Below are 20327 nucleotides of genomic sequence, written 5' to 3' on the forward strand. Positions count from 1 at the left end.
CTATATTAGCGCCCCGTTTTATTCATTGCCATCTCTTCCAATGACTTTGTCCAATTCTGGTAACGCTCGCGGAATACGGAATTTAAAGCGTTTTTGTTTGGTCTGGACTTTGCGCCACATCGACTTCAGTAAATGAGCGCTATTTTCACCATTTTGCATTCGCGACGCACTTTTTTGCCACGATTCACTCGTATCGGCTTTGGTCATTTCTAGCTCGGCCGTATTTAAACGCAATTGTTTGTACAATATGGTCCTTGCTTCAGACCAACGTTTAGCCTTTAACAAACGGTGGAACGTCAGCCATGCTGGTGTCGGTCTGTTGCGGTAGTAACGTTTAATGGCTACCAATGAAATAATCACAAAACCCAGCAACACAAGCGTGGAAACAATCCATTCAAAGTACGTTCTGATGAAGGACTTCAACGTGTGCTTCGCGGCAAAAGTTTTGCCCTCTAACATCACCGTTTCCACTTGCTGAGTCTTACTGTTCCACCAACGGAACTCATAATCCGGCAGGGTTAATTCACCACCTTGTTGAATCACGTACACGCTCTCTTCTGTGCGTGTTGACTGGTAATCACCACGTGTTTGCGTATCTGTCAAACGGTGGGGTTGAGGATACGCTTGATAACGGGTTGTTGATTCTCCTTTCAACAAGTCTGGTAGCAATACAGATAGTGAATCTTGAGCCGAAATGGTGATTTTACGCGTGATTGCATCCCCAACTTTGAGTGACTCAGTGGAGGTATCCCACTCTTGCTTTACCTCTACATCTGTTGCAGAAAACCAAGGTGTCTCACCACTCAGCAGGCCCGATGGCAATACGGTTTTGAACTTAATCGGCTGCGTGTAAAGTGTGCCTGACACCTTCTCGCCGTCCGGCGCCGACACCTGAACGCCCACTGCGACAGGTGGAATCACAAAATCACCAGAAGCTTGAGGATACAAAGTCACTTCCCAGCGTTGACGCGACCAAGTTTGTCCCTCTTTTTGCTCAGTAAAGTTGGTTGCTAGTTGATTACGCTGTTTGGCGATAACATTGGGTATTTCAATATTGCCAATTCTCGTACCACCCGTAAACCAACGCGGCGTTGCCACTTCGATGGTTAAAATAACTTGCTCATTGACGCTAAAACTTGGTGTTTTCCGCTTCTCTCCAGCCGTTGGTTGTTGACCAACCCACGCTTGTAACTCAACACCATGCTCTCGTTGAACGTCACGAATATCTTGAGCCAACACACTACTGCTCAGGAGGAAACCGAAACAGATAACTAACCACAAGGGTAAAGCAAAGTGCGTAAAACGGTGGCTTTTCATCATTGCACCGCCTCCTCTGTATTTTCGTTCGCAGTAGAGGTTGATTCTCCGGTTTCTATTGAACGCAATTGAATCTGAAACTTCGCATTTAAGAAGTATTTAGGATCCGCTTCGACTCGCTTTAACCATTTGTCGGCTAATTCTTGGCTACCTAAGATGTCGTCTGCACTTAACGTCTCTTTAATCATCAACTCCGCTGACGTTTTTTCATCCGCCCCTTCTGCGGTTTGAGGGTTATCGCCTAGCTCGGTTGATGCTTCTTGCTCCGTTCCTGCCTGACTCTCACTCATCCGGTTGATGTCCTCTACAATACCACCAATCACTTTCAAGTTATGCTCAACATCCGGTCTTAGCCTCTCGCTTAACGTTGGCTTGTTGGCTAGGGATTTTAACAAGTCACGTGCAGCCAAATATTCACGCTGACGCGCCAATGCACTCGCCGCATTATAAAGACCGTAATCTCGAACCTCTTCGGACGGGTCGTTTTGCATTTCCAAAAACGCACTGTGGGCGAGTTCAAACTCGCTAGCGTAGTAGTACGCCGTCCCTTTGCGTAATGGATCGACAAAGTGTTTCGCGGCTTCTAAATACGCTTGTTGGTTGAACAAACGCTGTCCTTGTTGATCTGGCGTTAGCCACAAATCCCACCACCATTGCGTCACCTTGTCGAAAGCCGTCACTTTTTGCACAACTTGTGGCTGCTCGGCTTTAACTGAAATGTTCTCGGCCAATGCACTTGTTGGCATCAATAACGTGCCGCTCACCATTACAATCACGCACCACTGCACTAACCACCCTTTTCTAAACCACAGCATCATGATCAGCGCGATTGGGAACAGAAGTTGATACCCCATGTCTTTCCAAGGCATTGAAGATTCGCCATTAAGCTGCATATTGCGCTCAACGTATCGATTCAGTTGCTCGATATCACTATTATCGACGGTCACTTCCACCAATCGACCGTTAGTCTGACTAGCCAGTTTTTGTAGAGAATCCAAATCCATTGGGTTGTTACTCACAATGTCAGCATTCCCTGCCGCAAGAATTAACAGTTGATAAGGTTTGCCCGAGAAATACGCTTGGTATTGCTCAATCGTGGCTGGATTAACGCCATCACTCACCAACAGAACGGTGGAGCCTGGTTGACCTTGCAATTGTTGGTCAATTAACGGCAATGCTTTTTCGGCAAGCTTACCTTGCACGGGCATAATTTCTGGCGTAATGGCCGCCAAAAACGGGTCAAATACTTTGCTGTCTTGAGTTATAGGCATCGCGACATGAGCACTGCCCGCGAACACGACTAAACCCGTTTTTCCGCCTTTTCGCACGGCTAGCAAATCGCGTATTTTCTGTTTGGAACGCTCAAGGCGGCTTGGTGGGAGATCTTTTTGCAGCATCGATTCGCTGTTATCAAGCACCACCAGCAGAGAGGCTTTATCTTCGCCAAAGGGGGAAGATTCACGTTGCCACGTTGGGCCTGCACAAATCACAATGGCGATGAACACAATCAGCATCAAGAGCTTAAGCGGCAGTTGCTTACGCCAGCCTCGCTCACCTATCGTCAAAGCATTGCGTAAATGTTCGGGCAGAATATCCTTCCAGCTTGGCTTGCTTTCTTCTCGCCAGCGTAACCACACCAAGAAAAACATGGGGACCAAAGCCAGTAACCACAGTGGTCGAATAAAATGAAACTGCGTAAAGAATTGCGTCCAACTAAGAGAATCAAACATCGCTCTCTCCTAATGATGATCGTGTAACAGCCCTTCTTTTAAGTGTTGCGACGCTGAACGCGAGCAAATGCATGATGACCACTAACGCCATCAAGTAATGATGAAGGCTTTGTTTTGGGCGGTATGTGGTGCTTTCGTAAAGTTGAGGTTCCAGTTTGCCAATTTCGTCGTAGGCAGCCGATAGTTCATCACGGTTGAGTGCTTCAAACGCTTCACCGCCGGATTCTTTCGCAATGCGATGAATCGTGTCCATATCCAACGCGGTTTCACCTATCGTTTCCGGATCGCCCATCGCAATGACGTGTACTCTCACGCCTTTGGCTTTCGCAACTTTCGCCGCATCAATCGGTTCAACAAAACTGCCCGTGTCGTTACCATCGGTTAATACAATCGCGACTTTTTCACGGTTTTGATCTTGTTCTAAAGCACCACGCGACTTATCGCTTTGCTCAAAAACTTTAATCGCTAAGCCAATCGCATCACCAAGATGGGTACTCTGCCCTGCCATTGCCACATCGGTTTGGTTAAGCAGTTCGAGCCACACTTTTTGGTCTGCGGTAAATGGCGTTTGCACGAAAGCAGCATCACCAAAAAGCACCAAGCCTAATCGGTCACCTTTACGAGACTGAACAAACTCCGACAGCACTTCTTTTGCCGCATCAAGACGAGAAATTTTTTCGCCTGTACGTGAGGTGAAATCTGGCTCGGCCATGGAGCCCGAAAGATCCACCACCACCATCACATCGCGGCCTAAACTCGCGCGAACTTGAGGCTCGCCTAACACGGTGGGTTTTGTCATCGCACACACCACCAAAAGCCATGAAAGAATTAACGTTGCTCGCTGCCACCAACTCGGGGTCAACTGGCTTGCACCTTCTGATGGCGTCTCGCCAATCGCTTCCACCAGCTGACTAAAAAACGGCACTTTGATCGCCATTTGCTTAGTGCGATATGCGGGCACCAAGTAGTACACCACCAACGGCAAGGGCAAAACCAGAAACCACATTGGGTGAGCAAATTCAAAACCAGACAAACCAGTTATCGATGCAAGAAGATCATTCATGTTGACCTCCCTGATGTGCTTTGCGTTTCAATCGTGGTGATTTATTTGCCGCGCTTTTTTGAGCATCACAACGGTGCTCACTCACCCAGTTTTTCGCACGAGCAATAAGCGTTACTCGCTCTTCGTTGGTTAGCGTAACGCTTGGGTCAACAATACTTTGTAGCCAGCACTTTGAAAGCTCATCGTTAAAAACCATTTGCGAGTTTGCTTGAGAATCTTCGGTTTGCGGATACAGCGCATCGAGCTTGCGCAGAAAGGCGGTATCAAACAATTTCGCGTTGCGGCTATCAATATGAATCAGCACTACTTTAAGCACAGAGAACAATACTTTTGGCATGTCTTTGTCGCTCGATTTGATTTGCGAAATCGCCAGTAGAGCTTCTTTTCGGTAACGATTATGCCACCATTGCCGAGCCAATCGATATACGACATACACCAATGCAATGAGCACAACCGCCGCTAAAATTTTCCAGCCAATAGTTTGCGGGTACCAACTCACGCTGGGTGGTACAGCCACATCATGCAGCTCTCTGAGTATGTAGGTACTCGGAGGCGTAGGAAGATCACTCATTTAACGCCCTCCTACCAGTTTTTGGAATTGTTTAATGTGCTCACCTGTCGTATCGAGTTCGATGTGCGGAAGGTGTTTCATCGCCATAAGTTGAGAGAGTGATTGACGCTGTAAGCTAGTTCGAGCCTCAAGCTTTGCGCTCGCAGCTTCTACCTTTGCTTTGCTGTCTAAATTGAGTTGATACTGCCCATCACCAACCACCCATTTCGATTTTGCCAAATCGTCTGGTAGCGCTTGTTCTAATGGGTCACTGACCATCACTGCAAGAACATCGTTGTGCTGTTGTAGCTGTTTAAGGTGATCAAGATGGAGCTCCTCGCAGTCGCTCCAGTCGCTGATAAAAATCAAAGTGGATTGCTTGAGCTTCATGCGTTTAATAAGCTCAATCCATTGACTGAACGTTGCTTTTTCGGAATTGCGGGAGTCCACATTGAGCGATTGATTGGCTTTAGCGAGACGTTTAAGTTGCGCCAGAAGATCGTTTTGCGAACGCTGCGCCTTGCTGTGAAACAACGCCTGCTGGGATGCGATGACAAAACCGACTCGGTCGCCATCTTTTAATACTCGCCACCCACACATCGCTGCGATCTCTGCCGCGACAACTGATTTCATTACTTGCGTCGAAGCAAAAAACATTGTGCTTCTCTGGTCGACACACACGATTACGTTGCGATCTTTTTCTTCTGTATAACTGCGTACATGCGGCTTACCCGTACGCATCGTAACTTTCCAATCAAGGTTACGAATATCGTCACCCAATTGGTAATGGCGCAGCTCTTCGAAGTTCAATCCACGACCGCGAAACAACGAATTGTGTCGGCCAGAGAGTACGCTACCCGCCTTTAGGTGAGGAAGTAAACTGAATGATTCTGCTTGTGCTTGCAGACGTACTAAACGAGCGTAATCGCAGTACAAACGGGGATCCATCCCCTGTGATTTTGGCGCAAGAGTTGGCTTAGCCATAATGCCTCCCACTTACCCAATTTCTACACAATCTAGCAGCTCTTGTACGACTCGTTGGTGATCGACTCCGTCTGCTAGTGCGTCGTAGGTCAAAGAAAAACGGTGGCCCAATACAGACGGAACCATGGCACGCACATCGTCAGGAGTCACATGGTCACGTCCTTGCATCCACGCATACGCACGAGCGCATTTGTCGAGTGCGATGGAAGCACGAGGACTAGAGCCAATCTCAATCCATTTTGCTAAGTTTGAATCGGCATAACGCTCTGGCTTACGAGTCGCCATCACTAACGCAACGATGTAGTTTTCCACTAGGTCCGATACCACGATGTTTGGTAACTGACGGCGCGCTTCTAGCACCACGTCTGGCTCAATGTGTTTTGGCGTAATAATTTCGCTGCTGGTTTCCGCACCCAATTCTTCACTGCGCACCAAACGAATGATGTCACGTTCGGCGTCATCTTCTGGATAATCGACGGTAACCTTCATGATAAAGCGGTCCATTTGCGCTTCTGGCAGTGGGTACGTGCCCTCTTGCTCTACTGGGTTTTGCGTTGCAAGCACCATAAATAAGTCCGGCAATACGTGAGTTTTATCGCCTACCGTGATTGTGCCTTCGGCCATGGCTTCAAGCAGTGCCGCTTGTACTTTGGCAGGTGCACGGTTGACCTCATCAGCAAGTACAATGCTGTTAAAAATGGGCCCAGGTTGAAAGTGGAGTTGCGGCTTACCATCCAGCTCTTGATAAACCTCAGTACCCGTCACGTCAGATGGTAAAAGATCCGGCGTAAACTGGATTCGACCAAAACTGGTGTTTAACAAGTTCGCCAAAGATTTTACGGAACGTGTTTTTGCCGTTCCCGGTAAACCTTCTAGCAGAATATGCCCATTTGTTAATAACCCGATGACTAAAGCTCGAACCACGTGGCTTTGTCCAATGACGCTTTTTTCTGTTTGTTCGATGAGTTCTTTTATCGCTTGTTGTGCGTGGTTCATAGGATACCTTTTCAATGGTTTAAGCCGTCTTTTCGATATTTAAGTATAAGAACAAATGAAATAACTTAAGGTTATATTCACTATGTTATCTTTGCGGTTCTTGAGATTGGAGAAGTTGTGCAAGACCAACCAACATCGGTAACGCATAATCAAAGAACATTTTGATTCCCGAACACAAATAGTTTAGACCACTCTCACCATTCGGCGTTTTGATCAAACGGTTTTTTGGGCACTCACCCCAACAATAAGGCAAGTAAGGGCATTGCTTACAATACGTCGGCAATGAATCGCGTTTTGCCATGCCAAAAGTATATTGTCTTGTAGAGAAGGCCATTTCATTCAGTGAGTGTTCATGAATGTTGGCGAGTTTGTATTCTGGATACACATAGTGGTCGCAACTGAACACGTCGCCATTGTGCTCAATCGCCAACCCTTTGCCACAAAACTCCGCCGTCACGCAAAGCTGAGACGGTTTCCCCATTACTTGCGCCACCGCGGTTTCAAACAGATTAACCAGCACACGGCCAAGATCGTTATTCACCCACTCTTCAAAGGTCGCCATTAAAAAGCGTCCCCAGTCTTCAGGATCGACTGACCAATCCGTTACAATCGACATTGGATGCCCCGGTTTAGCCAGATCACTGCCTTTGGTTGGGATCATCTGTTCGTTCCAAAACTGCGGCGCGGTTGTTTGGAAGTTGTTGGCTTCTACCACCGGCGCAAACTGAATATAAGTCACACCCAATTCTTGGGTTAAAAATCGATATACTTCGAGCGGGTATTTCGCATTGTGACGATTCACCGTGACCAACGCGTTGAATTTCACGCCATGCGCTTTGAGCTTATCTACCGCTTTCATCACGAGATCAAACGTTGGCTTACCGCTGCGGGTTTTGCGATATTTGTCGTGCAGCTCTCGTGGTCCATCAATCGACAAGCCAACTAGGAAGTTGTGCTCTTTTAAAAACGCACACCACTCATCGTTTAGCAAAATGCCGTTGGTCTGAAGGTCGTTTTCAATGCGAACGCCTTTCGGCTGATATTTCTTTTGCAAAGCTACGACATTGCGGAAATAGTCCAACCCAAACAGCGTCGGCTCCCCGCCCTGCCATGAGAATACAATTTCTTCGCCATCCTGACTTTCGATATAGCTTTTCACGAACGCTTCCAGTGTTGCGTCGTCCATTTTTGGCTGCTTTTCTTGGTGCAGTAGATTTTCTTTATGCAGATAAAAGCAGTACTGACAATCGATGTTGCACTTTGCTCCGCCTGGCTTTGCCATCACATGGAATCGACGGTCATACGCGCCCAAAACCGGCGCTTTAGACGCCGTTTTAAGAGGAACAATAGGCATAGTAGTAGAATGGCGAGGGGAAATCTTACTCATACGTTTCTCACTATTACATATACCCAAATAACCTCGTGAGCGCTGTACAGCAAAAGTGAAGCTATTTGGGTATATAGCGCTCCAAAAAGCGCTATATAATCTTAATTTACTTAGAAGACTTAGGTACGAACGAACCTGCTTCCATACGAGGCGGGAATTCTTTGAATGTACCCATCACCTCTTTCACTGTATCCATTGCTGGCATCATTAAGAATGAACGCTCGTACATCCAACGAGAATAACCCATGCCTTGATCGCCTCGTTCAAATGGATCAATGCTCAAGTCAAAGATCAGTGGCACACGAAGTTTAGTGAACGGCTTACGCCATACATCCATACCCGTTTCATTCTCTTGAATCATAAAGTGGAACTTGTACTTTCCTTGGCGCAATGCCACAAGATCGCCGTCGTCGCTCCAGTAAACGAACTCATTTCGTGCGGATTTGTCTGACTTACCCGTTAAATATGGCAATTGGTTGTAACCGTCTAGGTGAACTTTGTAGTCCATATCACCAACTTTTTTGCCTTTTAGTAGTTCGTCTTTAACTTTGGTATCACCTGCCGCAGCAACTAGTGTCGGGAAAAAGTCCTCTAATGACATCATGCCGTTGAATGTTTTACCTGCCTCAATTTTTCCAGGCCATTTAATCAACATTGGCACACGGAAACTCCCTTCCCAGCCAGTGTTTTTCTCTGAGCGGAACGGTGTCATCCCTGCATCCGGCCACAAATCAACCATAGGGCCGTTGTCAGTGGTGTAAACAATGATTGTATTGTCATCCACACCTAACTCTTTGATCTTGTTAAGTAGCTGACCGATTTGGTCATCGTGCTGCTTAACACCATCCGCGTAGAAACCGGCACCTGTTTTACCTTGGTATTCTTCAGGAACATGTGTGAAGTTGTGCATGCGAGTGGTGTTAAACCAAGTAAAGAACGGCTTGTCCGCTTTTACTTGTTTTTCTATGAAGCTTTCTGCGGCATCAAGAAACTCACCATCAACATTTTCCATACGCTTACGCGTAAGTGGACCGGTATCTTCGATTTTACCGTCAGCGTAAGAATGGATAACGCCACGAGGACCAAATTTCTTCTTGAACTCCGGATCTTTAGGGTAATCCACGTTCTCTGGCTCTTCTTCTGCGTTCAAGTGGTATAGGTTGCCGAAGAATTCATCAAAACCGTGGTTGGTAGGAAGATGCTCGTCTCGGTCACCTAAATGGTTCTTACCAAATTGTCCGGTTGCGTAACCCATTTGTTTAAGCACGGTTGCAATCGTCGGATCTTTTTCCGAGATACCTTCCGGAGCGCCTGGTAAGCCCACTTTTGATAGACCTGTACGTTTTGGCATTTGACCAGTGATGAATGCAGAACGGCCTGCTGTCGAGCTTTGCTGTGCGTAGAAGTTAGTGAACTTCGCACCTTCTTTAGCAATGCTATCGATGTTTGGCGTGTTGTACGCCATCATGCCTTGGTTATAGGTACTAAGGTTCCAGTAACCAACATCATCACCAAAGATGACAAGAATGTTGGGTTTGTCCGCTGCATGTGCAACTGCAGATGCAGCGCCCAAAGCTAACGTACATGCGTTAAGTACGAGTTTTTTACTGCTCGTTTTGGTCGCATTTTTCATATTATCTCCAAGAGTTCGCTAGTGCGTAAAAATGGTATTCGCTTTTCAATACCATTGTTGATATAAGATAAAGCACTAATTTCAGGCGATAAATGCAGTCAAAATTAGTTAACCTATAAATTAAATTTATGAGTGACGTTATGGACTTGAATTTGATCCAAACTTTTCTTGTTGTTGCGGAGTTTCAATCTTATACAAAAGCCGCGGAACAATTAGGGCTTACACAACCTGCTGTGAGCGCTGCAATAAAGCGTTTAGAGCAAGTCGTAGATAAGCAATTATTCGTTAAAAAAGGACGAGGGATCGCACTAACCTCCACCGCTTATCAATTACTGCCGCAATTCCAGCAAGCGGTTAATATTATTGACAATGCGATATCTGATAAAAATCATTTTGAAGTGTGTTGTTCGGAAATTTTGTTGCACATTATGGACCCAATAAAGAACACTATTTTTTATGAATCACCACCCGAAAAGTTCCTATTATTTGAGCTGTTAAGACAACAAAAAGTCGATCTAGTAATCGATACGGTGATCACGAAAGATGCAGCGTTTATTATTGAAGATGCCTATGAGGAAGAAGCCGTGGTTATCTGTCGTGAGAACCATCCCCGTGTACACGGCACGCTCACAAAAGAGCAATTTTATGAGGAAACTCACTGTTTATTTTCAGGAAAATGGAACAACATGTCGGGGTTCGAGCAACTAGCAAAGGAAACAATTCAAGAAAGAAAAGTCGACTTGATCACATCTTCGCTAGCAGGCATGGCGCTGTATGTCGCCCAAAGAGACAGTTTAGGGATCGTTTCTCAATCTTTTGCAAACAAGTGGAGCAAAGCGCTCAAACTTCAAATTTTGCCCTGCCCCATTTCGATACGCTCTATCCCTTACAAGTTCGTTTACCATAAGCGAGAGGTAAACAACCCAGCCCACATCGCTCTACGTGAAAAAATCAAAGCCAACTTAACGGCAGCCCACTACGAACCAATTTGTTTATAACTCTTGTCAATTGAAGCGTTAGGCGTTTTCGTCATCAAGCTTTCTACAAACCTGAATAGATAGAATTTTACAGATAAAAAAGAGGCTCACGTTAATGAGCCTCTTTCTATATGTGATACTTCACTTAGCTTTTCCTACTTATTTGGGTTCTCTTTTAGTTTCTCCATCACTTGATCGAGCGAGAAGCTTGCTGCTTTTTGCCTTGGTGGGAACTCTTTAAACGTTTCAAGGAATCTGCCTACGTAAGCTTGCGCAGGAACAAGCATGTAAGCACGGTCTAGCATCCAATCGTAGTAAGTGTTAGAAGTGATATCAGCCACTTCGTAAGGATCCATACGCAAGTTGAAGATCTTAGGAACACGAAGTGTGGTGAATGGTTCAGCCCAAATACGCAACGTGCCTTTTGCTCGTTGCTCCATAAAGACCAGCTTCCATTTGTTATAGCGAAGTGCAGTTAAGTCTCCATCATCTGAGAAGTAAAAAATTTCTTCTCGTGGGGCCTTATCCTCTTTACCAGTCAAATATGGTAGGAAGTTATAGCCGTCTAGGTGAACTTTGAATTTCTTACCATTCGTACTATAACCTTTGAGCAATTTCTCTTTGATATTGTCATCACCCGCGGCAGCAACAAACGTTGGCATCCAGTCCATGTGATGCATGATATCATTCGAAACAGAGCCAGCTTTAATTTTACCTGGCCAACGTACCATCGCAGGAACTCGGTACGCACCTTCCCAGTTGGTATTTTTCTCTCCACGGAATGGCGTTGTACCTGCATCTGGCCACGAGTTCATGTGTGGGCCATTATCGGTGGAGTAAAAGACGATTGTATTGTCTTTAATACCCAAATCATCCACTTTTTTCAGTAGCTGACCTACATGGTTATCATGCTCGACCATACCATCTGCATACTCGCTGATACCTGTTTTTCCAGAGTTCTCTTCTTTCACATGAGTACGGAAGTGCATACGAGTTGCGTTCCACCAGACAAAGAAAGGTTTTTCAGCCTTGACTGCACGATCCATAAAGTCGAGTGCCGCATCTAACGTCTCTTCATCCACGGTTTCCATGCGCTTGCGAGTTAGAGGTCCTGTATCTTCAATTTTGCCATCAGCGTACGAACGGATAACGCCGCGCGGACCGAACTTTTTACGAAACTCAGGATCTTTAGGATAATCGACGTTTTCTGGCTCCTCCTCGGCGTTCAAGTGATAAAGGTTGCCAAAAAATTCATCGAAGCCGTGATTAGTAGGAAGGTGCTCATCTTTATCACCTAAGTGGTTTTTACCAAATTGCCCTGTCATATAGCCCATCGGCTTCAGCATTTCGGCAATGGTTGCGTCCTCTTCCTTCAAGCCAAGATCAGCACCTGGAAGCCCCACTTTACTCAAACCTGTTCTAAGAACGGTTTGGCCCGTAATGAAAGTAGAACGGCCCGCTGTACAAGATTGCTCACCGTAATAGTCAGTGAACATCATGCCTTCTTTGGCGATACTGTCTATATTTGGTGTTTTGTACCCCATCAAGCCAAACGTGTAAGCACTGAGATTGGACTGGCCAATATCATCACCCCAAATGACGAGAATATTTGGTTTCTCTGCTGCGATACTGCTACTTGTCGCACCGATTAAAGCGGCGGCAAGAATCGCTAATCGGCGTTTAACGCCATATTTCGCTGTCATATAAACCTCTGTGTGTATTAGAAAAGTGCTTCCTGCAACAGAATGTATAGTTCACAAATAGCGGATAAGCGAATTTACTAAATGAGAATTCTTTCTATCTTCGCCTAACATTACACCGTTATTTGTAGCTAATACGCACTCCAATAGCACTTTAGTTCAGAGCGCCATCGCACCATTCATCACTACTGTTAATCTCAAATATTAAGATTGTCTACGCATATCACAGTGCCCATAAAGTACCTGATTGCTTTTATATAAATATTAATGATAATACGTTTTACTACCATTAATAATTAAGGTGCCCGCGTGCTTGACTCCAAGGTTTCAAATGGAAAAACTTACCAATGCCAACACAACGGCGTTCACCATAATGATGAGGAGCTATTACTAGATAAGCGCACTCACTCTGTGGTACTCAATTACTTGCCAAACAAGAAATCTGTTCAGTTAACAAGCATTCAATTTAAGCTGCTGCAAACTCTCACTCACCATCAAGATCAAGTACTTAGTAAGCATTTTCTTTACGAAACAGTACTAAAACGTGAATTTACTGAACATGATCGAGCACTCGATATGCACATGAGCAGAATGAGAAAGCGTCTAGTTCACGAAGGCGTTCCAACAGACAGAATTCAGACAGTCCACCGCCAGGGTTACATTTTCAAGCGCTCAGACAATCAACAGAAAAATTAACGCTAATTGGCCCAACTTTTGGTAATTGACCGCTTATTTTGCTTTAATTAATGCAAATTCGAATCACGTAAAATAACTCAATGAATTTGCGCTTAATTTTTACACTTTGCATTGCTACTTTGTTTGCCGGCTGTGCAACCTATGCTGGTCTTAACTATGACCAACTGTTTGGTCCACAGCTCGTGCGTGAACGCACAGTTGACGTGGAAACCCCTCAAGCAAACTTCTTCCAAAGCGAAGTTAAACCCATTATGGATAACCGCTGTGTCGTCTGCCACGCGTGCTACGATGCACCATGTCAACTTAAGCTCTCTTCTGTTGAGGGCATTGACCGTGGTGCGAGTAAAGCACTGGTATATGAAGGAACAAGACTCACAGCCGCAGCACCAACACGCTTATTCGAAGATGCAGAAACAACCCAAGAGTGGCGCGATGCGGGTTTTCATCCGGTTCTCAACGAACGTGATCAAAGCATGGCAGCCAACATTGATGCAGGCCTTATCGCACGTTTGCTACAACAAAAAGAGCGCCACCCATTGCCTGACCAAGTCCAGTTAGAAGGCTTTGACTTTTCGATAGACCGAGAGCAAACCTGTCCGACGATTGAAGAATACGAGCAATACGAAAAGGATAACCCGACCTGGGGAATGCCTTTTGGTATGCCAAATCTATCAAACAGTGAATACCACACACTCATGACTTGGTTGGAAAACGGCGCAATAATGAACGTTCACCAACCTGTTAGTGAGAATGAGCAAGCGCAAATAGATAAGTACGAAACATTACTTAACCACTCTGATTTGAAAAATCAGCTGATGGCTAGGTATATATATGAGCATTTGTTTTTATCTCATCTCTACTTTTCGGAACTCGATGAAGATCCCCGATTCTTCACGCTCGTCCGCTCTGCGACACCACCAGGACAGCCCGTCAAACGTATTTCAACGCGTCGCCCGTACGATGATCCAGGGGTTGAACGTGTGTTTTATCGAATTATTCCAGAGCAAGGGACCATAGTAGATAAAACTCACATGCCATTCGCGTTAAACAAGCAACGCATAGAGAACTGGAAAACTTGGTTTATTGATGCTGATTACATGGTTAGTCAGCTACCGAGTTATGAACCAGAAGTTGCTGCAAACCCGATGACATCATTCATCGGCCTTCCAGTGAAGTCGCGCTTTAAGTTCATGCTAGATAATGCACAAAATACAATAATGGCATACATCAAAGGCCCAGTTTGTCGTGGCCAACTGGCATTGAATGTTATCAATGATCGCTTTTGGGTGTTTTTCCTTGATCCAGATAAAGCAGACATCCCAGAAGTAAATGAGTTTTACCGATCTCAGGCTGATAATCTAAAACTACCGGCAGAGCAAGAAAGTAACACGCTACCTGTTACCAACTGGGTCAAGTACGCGCGCCAGCAAGCTCGCTACCTAGAGGCTAAATCTGAGTTCACTAATAACTGGTTTAAAGAAGGTGAAAACCTATCCACCGATGTAATTTGGGATGGTAATGGCACCAACCATAATGCGGCATTAACGATATTCCGCCATTTTGATAGTGCTTCTGTTGTTCAAGGGTTAGTTGGTGAGCAGCCTAAAACAGTGTGGATTCTTGACTACGCGCTACTAGAGCGTATCCACTATTTGCTTGTTGCTGGGTTTGACGTTTACGGTAACTTCGGCCATCAGCTCATGACACGAATGTTTATGGACTTCTTGCGTCTAGAAGGCGAAAGTAACTTTATCTCGTTGTTACCCGCCGATATGCGCCATGAACTTCAATCTAGCTGGTATAAAGATCAAAGCCCGCAGTTGAGTGACTTTTTACAACGAAATGTGAAGCCGTTTAACCAACCAACCAGCGTTCAGTATAAGAGTGACGATCCAAAAACGGAGTTGGTGGAGTTGTTGAGCGAACATGTTTCAGATGTGCTTCTGCCTCGCTACGAAATTCAAGGCACGGCTCTTTCTGCGAGTAGTGAAAAGCAACTAAAACGTATTGACCACGTTCGTGGTGAAGGCCTAAAAACCGTTCCGCAAATCACTATGCTTATGGTGAGAAGTCAATCAGGGGAAGATGAACTGTTCACCTTACTTCACAACAATGCACACACAAACATCTCTAGCTTGTTTGATGAAGAAAGTAACCGTGACTTTGCTAACGACGATATGACCATTGTACGCGGCGTTGTGGGAAGCTACCCTGCGGCATTTTTCTCGATCAACGAAAACCAAGTAAAAGATTTTGTCGATCAATTTAGTGCCATCCAAAACGAGTCCGATTACGTTAAGTTATTGGATAATTTTGCGATTCGTAGAAGCTCAGAAAAATTCTGGTCATTTAGCGATCGTTTACACAATTGGTACCGTACAAAACAACCGATCGAATTTGGATTACTTGACTATAATCGTTTTGAGAATCGATGATGATTTAAGGGGGTTCTCATGGGTATCCGAGATAACATTGCCGCTCTTGAACAACAGATTTACGTTGCTTGTTCTGAGGGAGACTACGAAACGGTCAATATGCTTGAGCATCAACTCGAATACTTGCGTGGCAAAGTGGAACATCCTTTTGATGATGACCCTTATGCCCTAGACACTCGATTCGAGTGGGAAGATGACATGACCGAATAGAAAAAACCTCCGGAAAGCCGGAGGTTTTTTATTTTCAATGCTCGATGGATTACTTCGCCATTAACTCATCCAGAGCTTGAATTGATGCAGACACTTGAGAAACTAAATCATCTTTAGTCGCATTATAGGTATCTAAAGGTTGAGCCGCGGCTTCAATTGCTTGGCAAGCGTTCATTAATGCAGTTAGTCCTAAACTTCCCGCGCTGCCCTTTAATTTATGGGCAAGGTTCTTTACTTCTTTACTATCATTGTCCTCAGCAGACGCTTGCAGTTTGCTTAATACATCAGTGCTCGTGGATCTAAACAGATTAATAATGTGCAACATCTTATCTCTGCCCAAGATTTTCATATCGGACTCAATCACGCTCGGATTAATGATAACCACATCGGGTTCCTTTTTTTGGGGTGCTTGAACGACCTTTGATTGTAGCTCTTGTTCTTGAGGCGAAATTTGATCAAACGGGGTACAGTCGGCATTTTGTGGCAACAACAACGGCTTTCCGTCTAGCGCATCCTGAATCAATGCCGCGAGTGCCTCTTTTGCCAATGGCTTAGGCAAGTATCCGTCAAAACCAGCGGCTAGATAGCGCTCAACTTCTTCCGCAAAAACGTGCGCAGACACTGCAATCATTGGCGTGACGGCAAGCGCTTTATTGGCCGGCTTATCACACTCAATCCGCTTTAAGCGTTGGATCAACTCAGTTCCATCACAATCAGGGAGGTTGATGTCGACTAAAGCGATATCAAAATCCTGTGTGCTGATCAGTTGCTCTGCTTGTGAGCCGTTTTCCGCCATCACGACTTGATGCCCCATGCTTTCTAGAAAGCCTTCCGCGACCACTCGGTTGACTTCATTATCTTCTACTAGCAAGACCTTTGCTTTCACTTTGCAACGTGCGGTTGCCACGGTTCCTGTTTCAACAGGTTCGCTTTCCTCTAACGGAATAGAGAACCAGAATCGGCTACCATTTCCCTCTTCGGAATCGACTTCTAAAACACCGCCCATCGCTTCAATGATTCGCTTACTGATGGCAAGTCCAAGCCCCGTGCCTCCAGTTTGGCTCATCCCACCTTCAGCTTGCGTGAAGGCATCAAACAACGTTCTCTGGTATGTTTTGGCAATTCCTATTCCAGTGTCTGATACTTCAAACAGGACTTGCGACTCGTCCTCAGGGTTCAGGTTAACGTAGATATCAATTTCTCCTTCGTCAGTGAACTTAATCGCGTTACCAACGAGATTGTTCAGCACCTGACTGATTCTGGTGACATCCCCTTTCCAGTAGCGACTAACATCACTTTCAATATGGTAGGAGAACAGCAGCTTCTTCTCTTGTGCTCGACTGTTCATTAACTGGAAAGTGTCCTCCACCATTTGGTGTAAATCAAAGCCCATGTGACGAATTTCTAAATGCCCCGCTTCAATCTTGGAGTAATCCAGTACATCATTAAGGATCGCGAGCAACGTTTTACCACTACGATTAATGATTTCCGCATAACGCTTTTGAATTGGGTTGAGGCCTGAGTCAATCAACAAGCGTGCTGTCCCCAACACTCCGTTCATTGGCGTTCTTATCTCATGGCTCATCGTCGCCAAGAATGCCGATTTTGCTCGGCTCGCTTGCTCTGCTTGCTTGCGAGCTTTAGCGTGATTCAAAACCTCTTCATTCAAACGGCGGTTTGCTTGTTTTAACTGCGAAGTGCGCTGCTCAACGAGCTCTTCTAAATGCTCTTTATGCTCCTCAAGCTCTCGCTTGGCTTGAGCTTCACCCTCTGCTACCACTTTTAGTGCTTGCGCGGTATTACGAGCCGTGATGATGGCCTGCCCCATATGCGCCAACTCATCTTTGCCTTTCACTTCCAACTCAACCGCTAAGTTACCCTGCGCCACAGACAGCAACGCAGCGGAATATTCAGCTAACCGCTTCACAACAGAAAGGTACACCACACGCCATAAAATCAGCACCAATACAATCAAACCAACAATTGAAATAACGGTTAAAGACCACTGAGCGAATTTCAGTGTGCTGGTCAATTGGTCTACAGCGACGGTAGTGGTTTTGTTTGAATCATCAACCAATTTGTTGACCGTGCCATTAAGCTCTGAGAACAACTCTAATGTCTTTTGCATCAGTTGTTGTGACTGTTCGTTATTCTCGTATTGCTGCATCAGTATAGAAAATACGACCTGACGCTTACCAAGCTCTATGAGCAGTTGGCTCATTTGCTTAGAGCGCGTAGGATCTTCCACAGCGAGTACACGGCGTTGCATGATTTTGAGGTTGCTATCGAAATCACTTTGAACCTGTTGAATTCGCTCAATATTCGTTAATGTCCGAGCCTCTTCAATCTGATTCAACATTTTAAAGGCCAACAAGTGCAGTTCATGCAATCGCTCAGTCAGATCAAGATCGACCTCCACCAGTGCATCTAGCGCCTGATAAACTTGCGATTTTTTATTCGATTCTAATAAGTCATAAATATGCGTGACGTTAGCAACAGCAATGGTGCTTGTATTCTGAACTTGCGTACGAGTTAGTTGTTCTAGCTCTTCACTGAGCAGACGCATTTCTTCAACACGAGTATCTATCTCTTTTGCAAGCCACAGCTTTTTTTCAACCGAAACACCGAGTTCTGCCAAATTGTCGATAACGTTCTGGACGTTATTCTCTAAAGCTTCTAACAATTGAGAATCGAACGACTCACTCCCGAGCTCCTTGATGTGAGTGAGTAAAGACTCGAGCTGTTCGAACAGCACTCGCCCTGACTCCTTTCTTTCCTGCTCGTTTCTTGCGTTCGACAACATTTGTACAGACGAAATAATACGAGTACTCAACTCAGAGACTTGTCTCGCCTCAATCATGGCGGGAATCGCAGAATCCACAACATTTCTTTCGGTTTTGGCAACCAAAGAAAATCCAGACACACCAATAAGTGCCGATAACATGACCAGTATTGCCATCGCAATGAAAGACAACAAAAGTTTACGACCGATGCTTGCAGTTGCTAGCAGCATATTTTCATGACCTTAATGTTCGTGTTCAGCGACATATTACGTTATATTTTGCAGTGTTTACTTAATCTATGCCAACGAACTTCATTTCATGGTTAAAAATCAACACGCATTTCGCACATTTTTCAAACATTCTGCAGCCACTTTAACCCTAGTTGCTTCTTTGCCAGCGGTTGCCGCAGAGAAAATATGTGCAATATACCCTCACCTAAAGGATTCATACTGGTTGTCAGTAAACTATGGAATGGTGTCCGAAGCGAAAAGAGAAGGTGTCGAGCTACGAGTCCTTGAAGCGGGCGGCTACCCAAACAAAACCCGTCAAGAACAACAACTCGCACTGTGTAACCAATGGGGAGCAGATGCGGTTATCCTTGGGACCGTGGACCCACAGGCTTACGAGCATTCACTTAAAAATTGGGTGGGGAATACTCCCGTTTTTGCTACTGTGAACCAACTCGACTTGGATGAAGAACAAAGTGAGTTGCTAAAAGGGACTGTCGGTGTTGACTGGCATTGGATGGGATACGAAGCGGGTCAATATTTGGCCGCTCGCCATCCAAAGGGGTCAGGAAAAACCAACATTGCCTTACTTTTGGGGCCGCGAACTCGTGGTGGTACGAAACCCGTTACTGCCGGATTTTATGAAGCGATACAAGGAAGTGATATCAACATTGTTGACTCATTTTGGGCAGACAACGACAAGGAGTTACAACGTAACCTAGTTCAACGTGTGATCGATATGGGAAATATAGATTACATTGTTGGCAGTGCAGTGGCGATTGAAGCGGCCATCAGTGAGCTGCGCAGTGCCGGCAAAGCTGAGGAGATCGGTCTAGTTTCTGTGTACTTAAGTCATGGTGTATATCGAGGCCTGTTACGTAACAAAGTGCTCTTCGCACCAACAGATAAAATGGTGCAGCAAGGTCGGCTTTCCATGATGCAAGCAACGCATTACTTAAGAGGTAAAACGTATGACAAACATGCCTCACCAACCATCAAACCACTGACTCCGAAGACGCTTCATGACGACACGATCGAAGAATCGTTATCTCCGTCAGAATATAGGCCGACATTCCGTGTTAAGGCTGTTGATTGAAAGACCAAAAACGTGTTCTATTGAGTCACAACAATTTTAAAATCATACAAACGGAAACATCTTGATGCAAAAAACCATTCGTACCATGCCAACCCATAAACATGTGGCTTTGGTTGCTCACGACAACTGCAAACCTGAGCTACTTCGCTGGGTAAAAGAAAACAAAGAAAAGCTACAGAGTCACTTCCTTTACGCAACTGGCACGACAGGACACATGCTAAGTAAAGAAACTGGACTTGCGATCAAGAGCATGATCAGTGGTCCGATGGGCGGTGATCAACAACTAGGCGCTCTTATTTCAGAAGGCAAAATCGACGTTCTCGTTTTCTTTTGGGATCCACTGAATGCCGTACCTCACGACCCAGACGTTAAAGCGCTTCTTCGTATTGCTAGTGTTTGGAATATTCCTGTAGCAACGAACCGAGCCACCGCTAAGTTCCTGTTTAACTCCCCTCTTCTTGAGCAAGAAGTAGACATCGAAGTGCCGGATTACGAAGCCTATCTTGCTGAGCGCATGTAAGCTTTGATGCTAACCAAATAAAG

General features: G+C 45.3%; 16 protein-coding genes. 6 read left to right on the top strand and 10 right to left on the bottom strand.

The genetic code is table 11. From position 1 onward, the window contains the following. Positions 1-18: 18 nt before the first annotated feature. From R7Z77_RS07905 to R7Z77_RS07940, 8 genes are all read right to left on the bottom strand, one after another. Complete coding sequence (locus R7Z77_RS07905) at positions 19-1320, bottom strand: BatD family protein (protein ID WP_213966175.1); 1302 nt, start codon at positions 1318-1320, stop codon at positions 19-21. After that, positions 1317-3047 carry a vWA domain-containing protein gene (locus tag R7Z77_RS07910; protein ID WP_213966174.1) on the bottom strand — a complete coding sequence of 577 codons (1731 nt, stop codon included), beginning with the start codon at positions 3045-3047 and terminating at the stop codon, positions 1317-1319. The genes R7Z77_RS07905 and R7Z77_RS07910 overlap by 4 nt, the downstream gene beginning before the upstream one ends. Further along, complete coding sequence (locus tag R7Z77_RS07915) at positions 3040-4110, bottom strand: vWA domain-containing protein (RefSeq protein ID WP_222716375.1); 1071 nt, start codon at positions 4108-4110, stop codon at positions 3040-3042. The genes R7Z77_RS07910 and R7Z77_RS07915 overlap by 8 nt, the downstream gene beginning before the upstream one ends. Further along, positions 4103-4681: a DUF4381 domain-containing protein gene (locus R7Z77_RS07920; RefSeq protein WP_054729304.1), complete on the bottom strand. Its 579-nt coding sequence runs from the start codon at positions 4679-4681 to the stop codon at positions 4103-4105. Before R7Z77_RS07920 ends, R7Z77_RS07915 begins: the two co-directional genes overlap by 8 nt. Continuing rightward, positions 4682-5644: a DUF58 domain-containing protein gene (locus R7Z77_RS07925; RefSeq protein ID WP_213967545.1), complete on the bottom strand. Its 963-nt coding sequence runs from the start codon at positions 5642-5644 to the stop codon at positions 4682-4684. Between the two features lie 12 nt (positions 5645-5656). Next, on the bottom strand, positions 5657-6640 hold the full coding sequence (locus R7Z77_RS07930) for an AAA family ATPase (protein WP_005376549.1): 984 nt from the start codon (positions 6638-6640) through the stop codon (positions 5657-5659). Between the two features lie 85 nt (positions 6641-6725). After that, a complete protein-coding gene (locus R7Z77_RS07935) occupies positions 6726-8027 on the bottom strand; it encodes an anaerobic sulfatase maturase (RefSeq protein WP_213967546.1) in 1302 nt (433 codons plus the stop codon). Positions 8028-8133: 106 nt separating this feature from the next. Continuing rightward, positions 8134-9660 (bottom strand): arylsulfatase, encoded by a 1527-nt coding sequence (locus R7Z77_RS07940; RefSeq protein WP_017635363.1) that lies wholly within the window; start codon positions 9658-9660, stop codon positions 8134-8136. A gap of 140 nt (positions 9661-9800) precedes the next feature. Here R7Z77_RS07940 and R7Z77_RS07945 point away from each other — a divergent pair, with 140 nt between their 5' ends. Further along, a complete protein-coding gene (locus R7Z77_RS07945) occupies positions 9801-10658 on the top strand; it encodes a LysR family transcriptional regulator (RefSeq protein WP_025767859.1) in 858 nt (285 codons plus the stop codon). 134 nt (positions 10659-10792) lie between these two features. Here R7Z77_RS07945 and R7Z77_RS07950 read toward each other — a convergent pair whose 3' ends face one another. Further along, the gene (locus tag R7Z77_RS07950; RefSeq protein WP_213967547.1) at positions 10793-12340 is read right to left on the bottom strand and encodes an arylsulfatase; all 1548 of its coding nucleotides are present in this window, start codon (positions 12338-12340) and stop codon (positions 10793-10795) included. A 306-nt stretch (positions 12341-12646) separates the two neighbouring features. Between R7Z77_RS07950 and R7Z77_RS07955 the strand changes: the two genes are divergently transcribed. The 3 genes from R7Z77_RS07955 (at position 12647) to R7Z77_RS07965 (ending at position 15678) form a co-directional block, all read left to right on the top strand. After that, on the top strand, positions 12647-13033 hold the full coding sequence (locus R7Z77_RS07955; RefSeq protein ID WP_017635365.1) for a winged helix-turn-helix domain-containing protein: 387 nt from the start codon (positions 12647-12649) through the stop codon (positions 13031-13033). Positions 13034-13113: 80 nt separating this feature from the next. Continuing rightward, positions 13114-15468, top strand: coding sequence for a fatty acid cis/trans isomerase (locus R7Z77_RS07960; RefSeq protein WP_213967548.1), 2355 nt, complete (start codon positions 13114-13116; stop codon positions 15466-15468). Between the two features lie 18 nt (positions 15469-15486). Then, entirely contained in the window at positions 15487-15678 is a 192-nt protein-coding gene (locus tag R7Z77_RS07965) for a hypothetical protein (protein ID WP_005376565.1), read from the top strand. A 49-nt stretch (positions 15679-15727) separates the two neighbouring features. Here the strand turns inward: R7Z77_RS07965 and torS are convergent, their stop codons facing one another. Beyond that, positions 15728-18691: a TMAO reductase system sensor histidine kinase/response regulator TorS gene (gene torS / locus R7Z77_RS07970; protein WP_213967549.1), complete on the bottom strand. Its 2964-nt coding sequence runs from the start codon at positions 18689-18691 to the stop codon at positions 15728-15730. A gap of 43 nt (positions 18692-18734) precedes the next feature. Between torS and torT the strand changes: the two genes are divergently transcribed. Continuing rightward, complete coding sequence (gene torT / locus R7Z77_RS07975; protein WP_081051359.1) at positions 18735-19784, top strand: TMAO reductase system periplasmic protein TorT; 1050 nt, start codon at positions 18735-18737, stop codon at positions 19782-19784. A gap of 64 nt (positions 19785-19848) precedes the next feature. Continuing rightward, a complete protein-coding gene (locus R7Z77_RS07980) occupies positions 19849-20304 on the top strand; it encodes a methylglyoxal synthase (RefSeq protein ID WP_005376571.1) in 456 nt (151 codons plus the stop codon). Positions 20305-20327: the final 23 nt, after the last annotated feature.

Source organism: Vibrio sp. 1401, assembly GCF_033340295.1.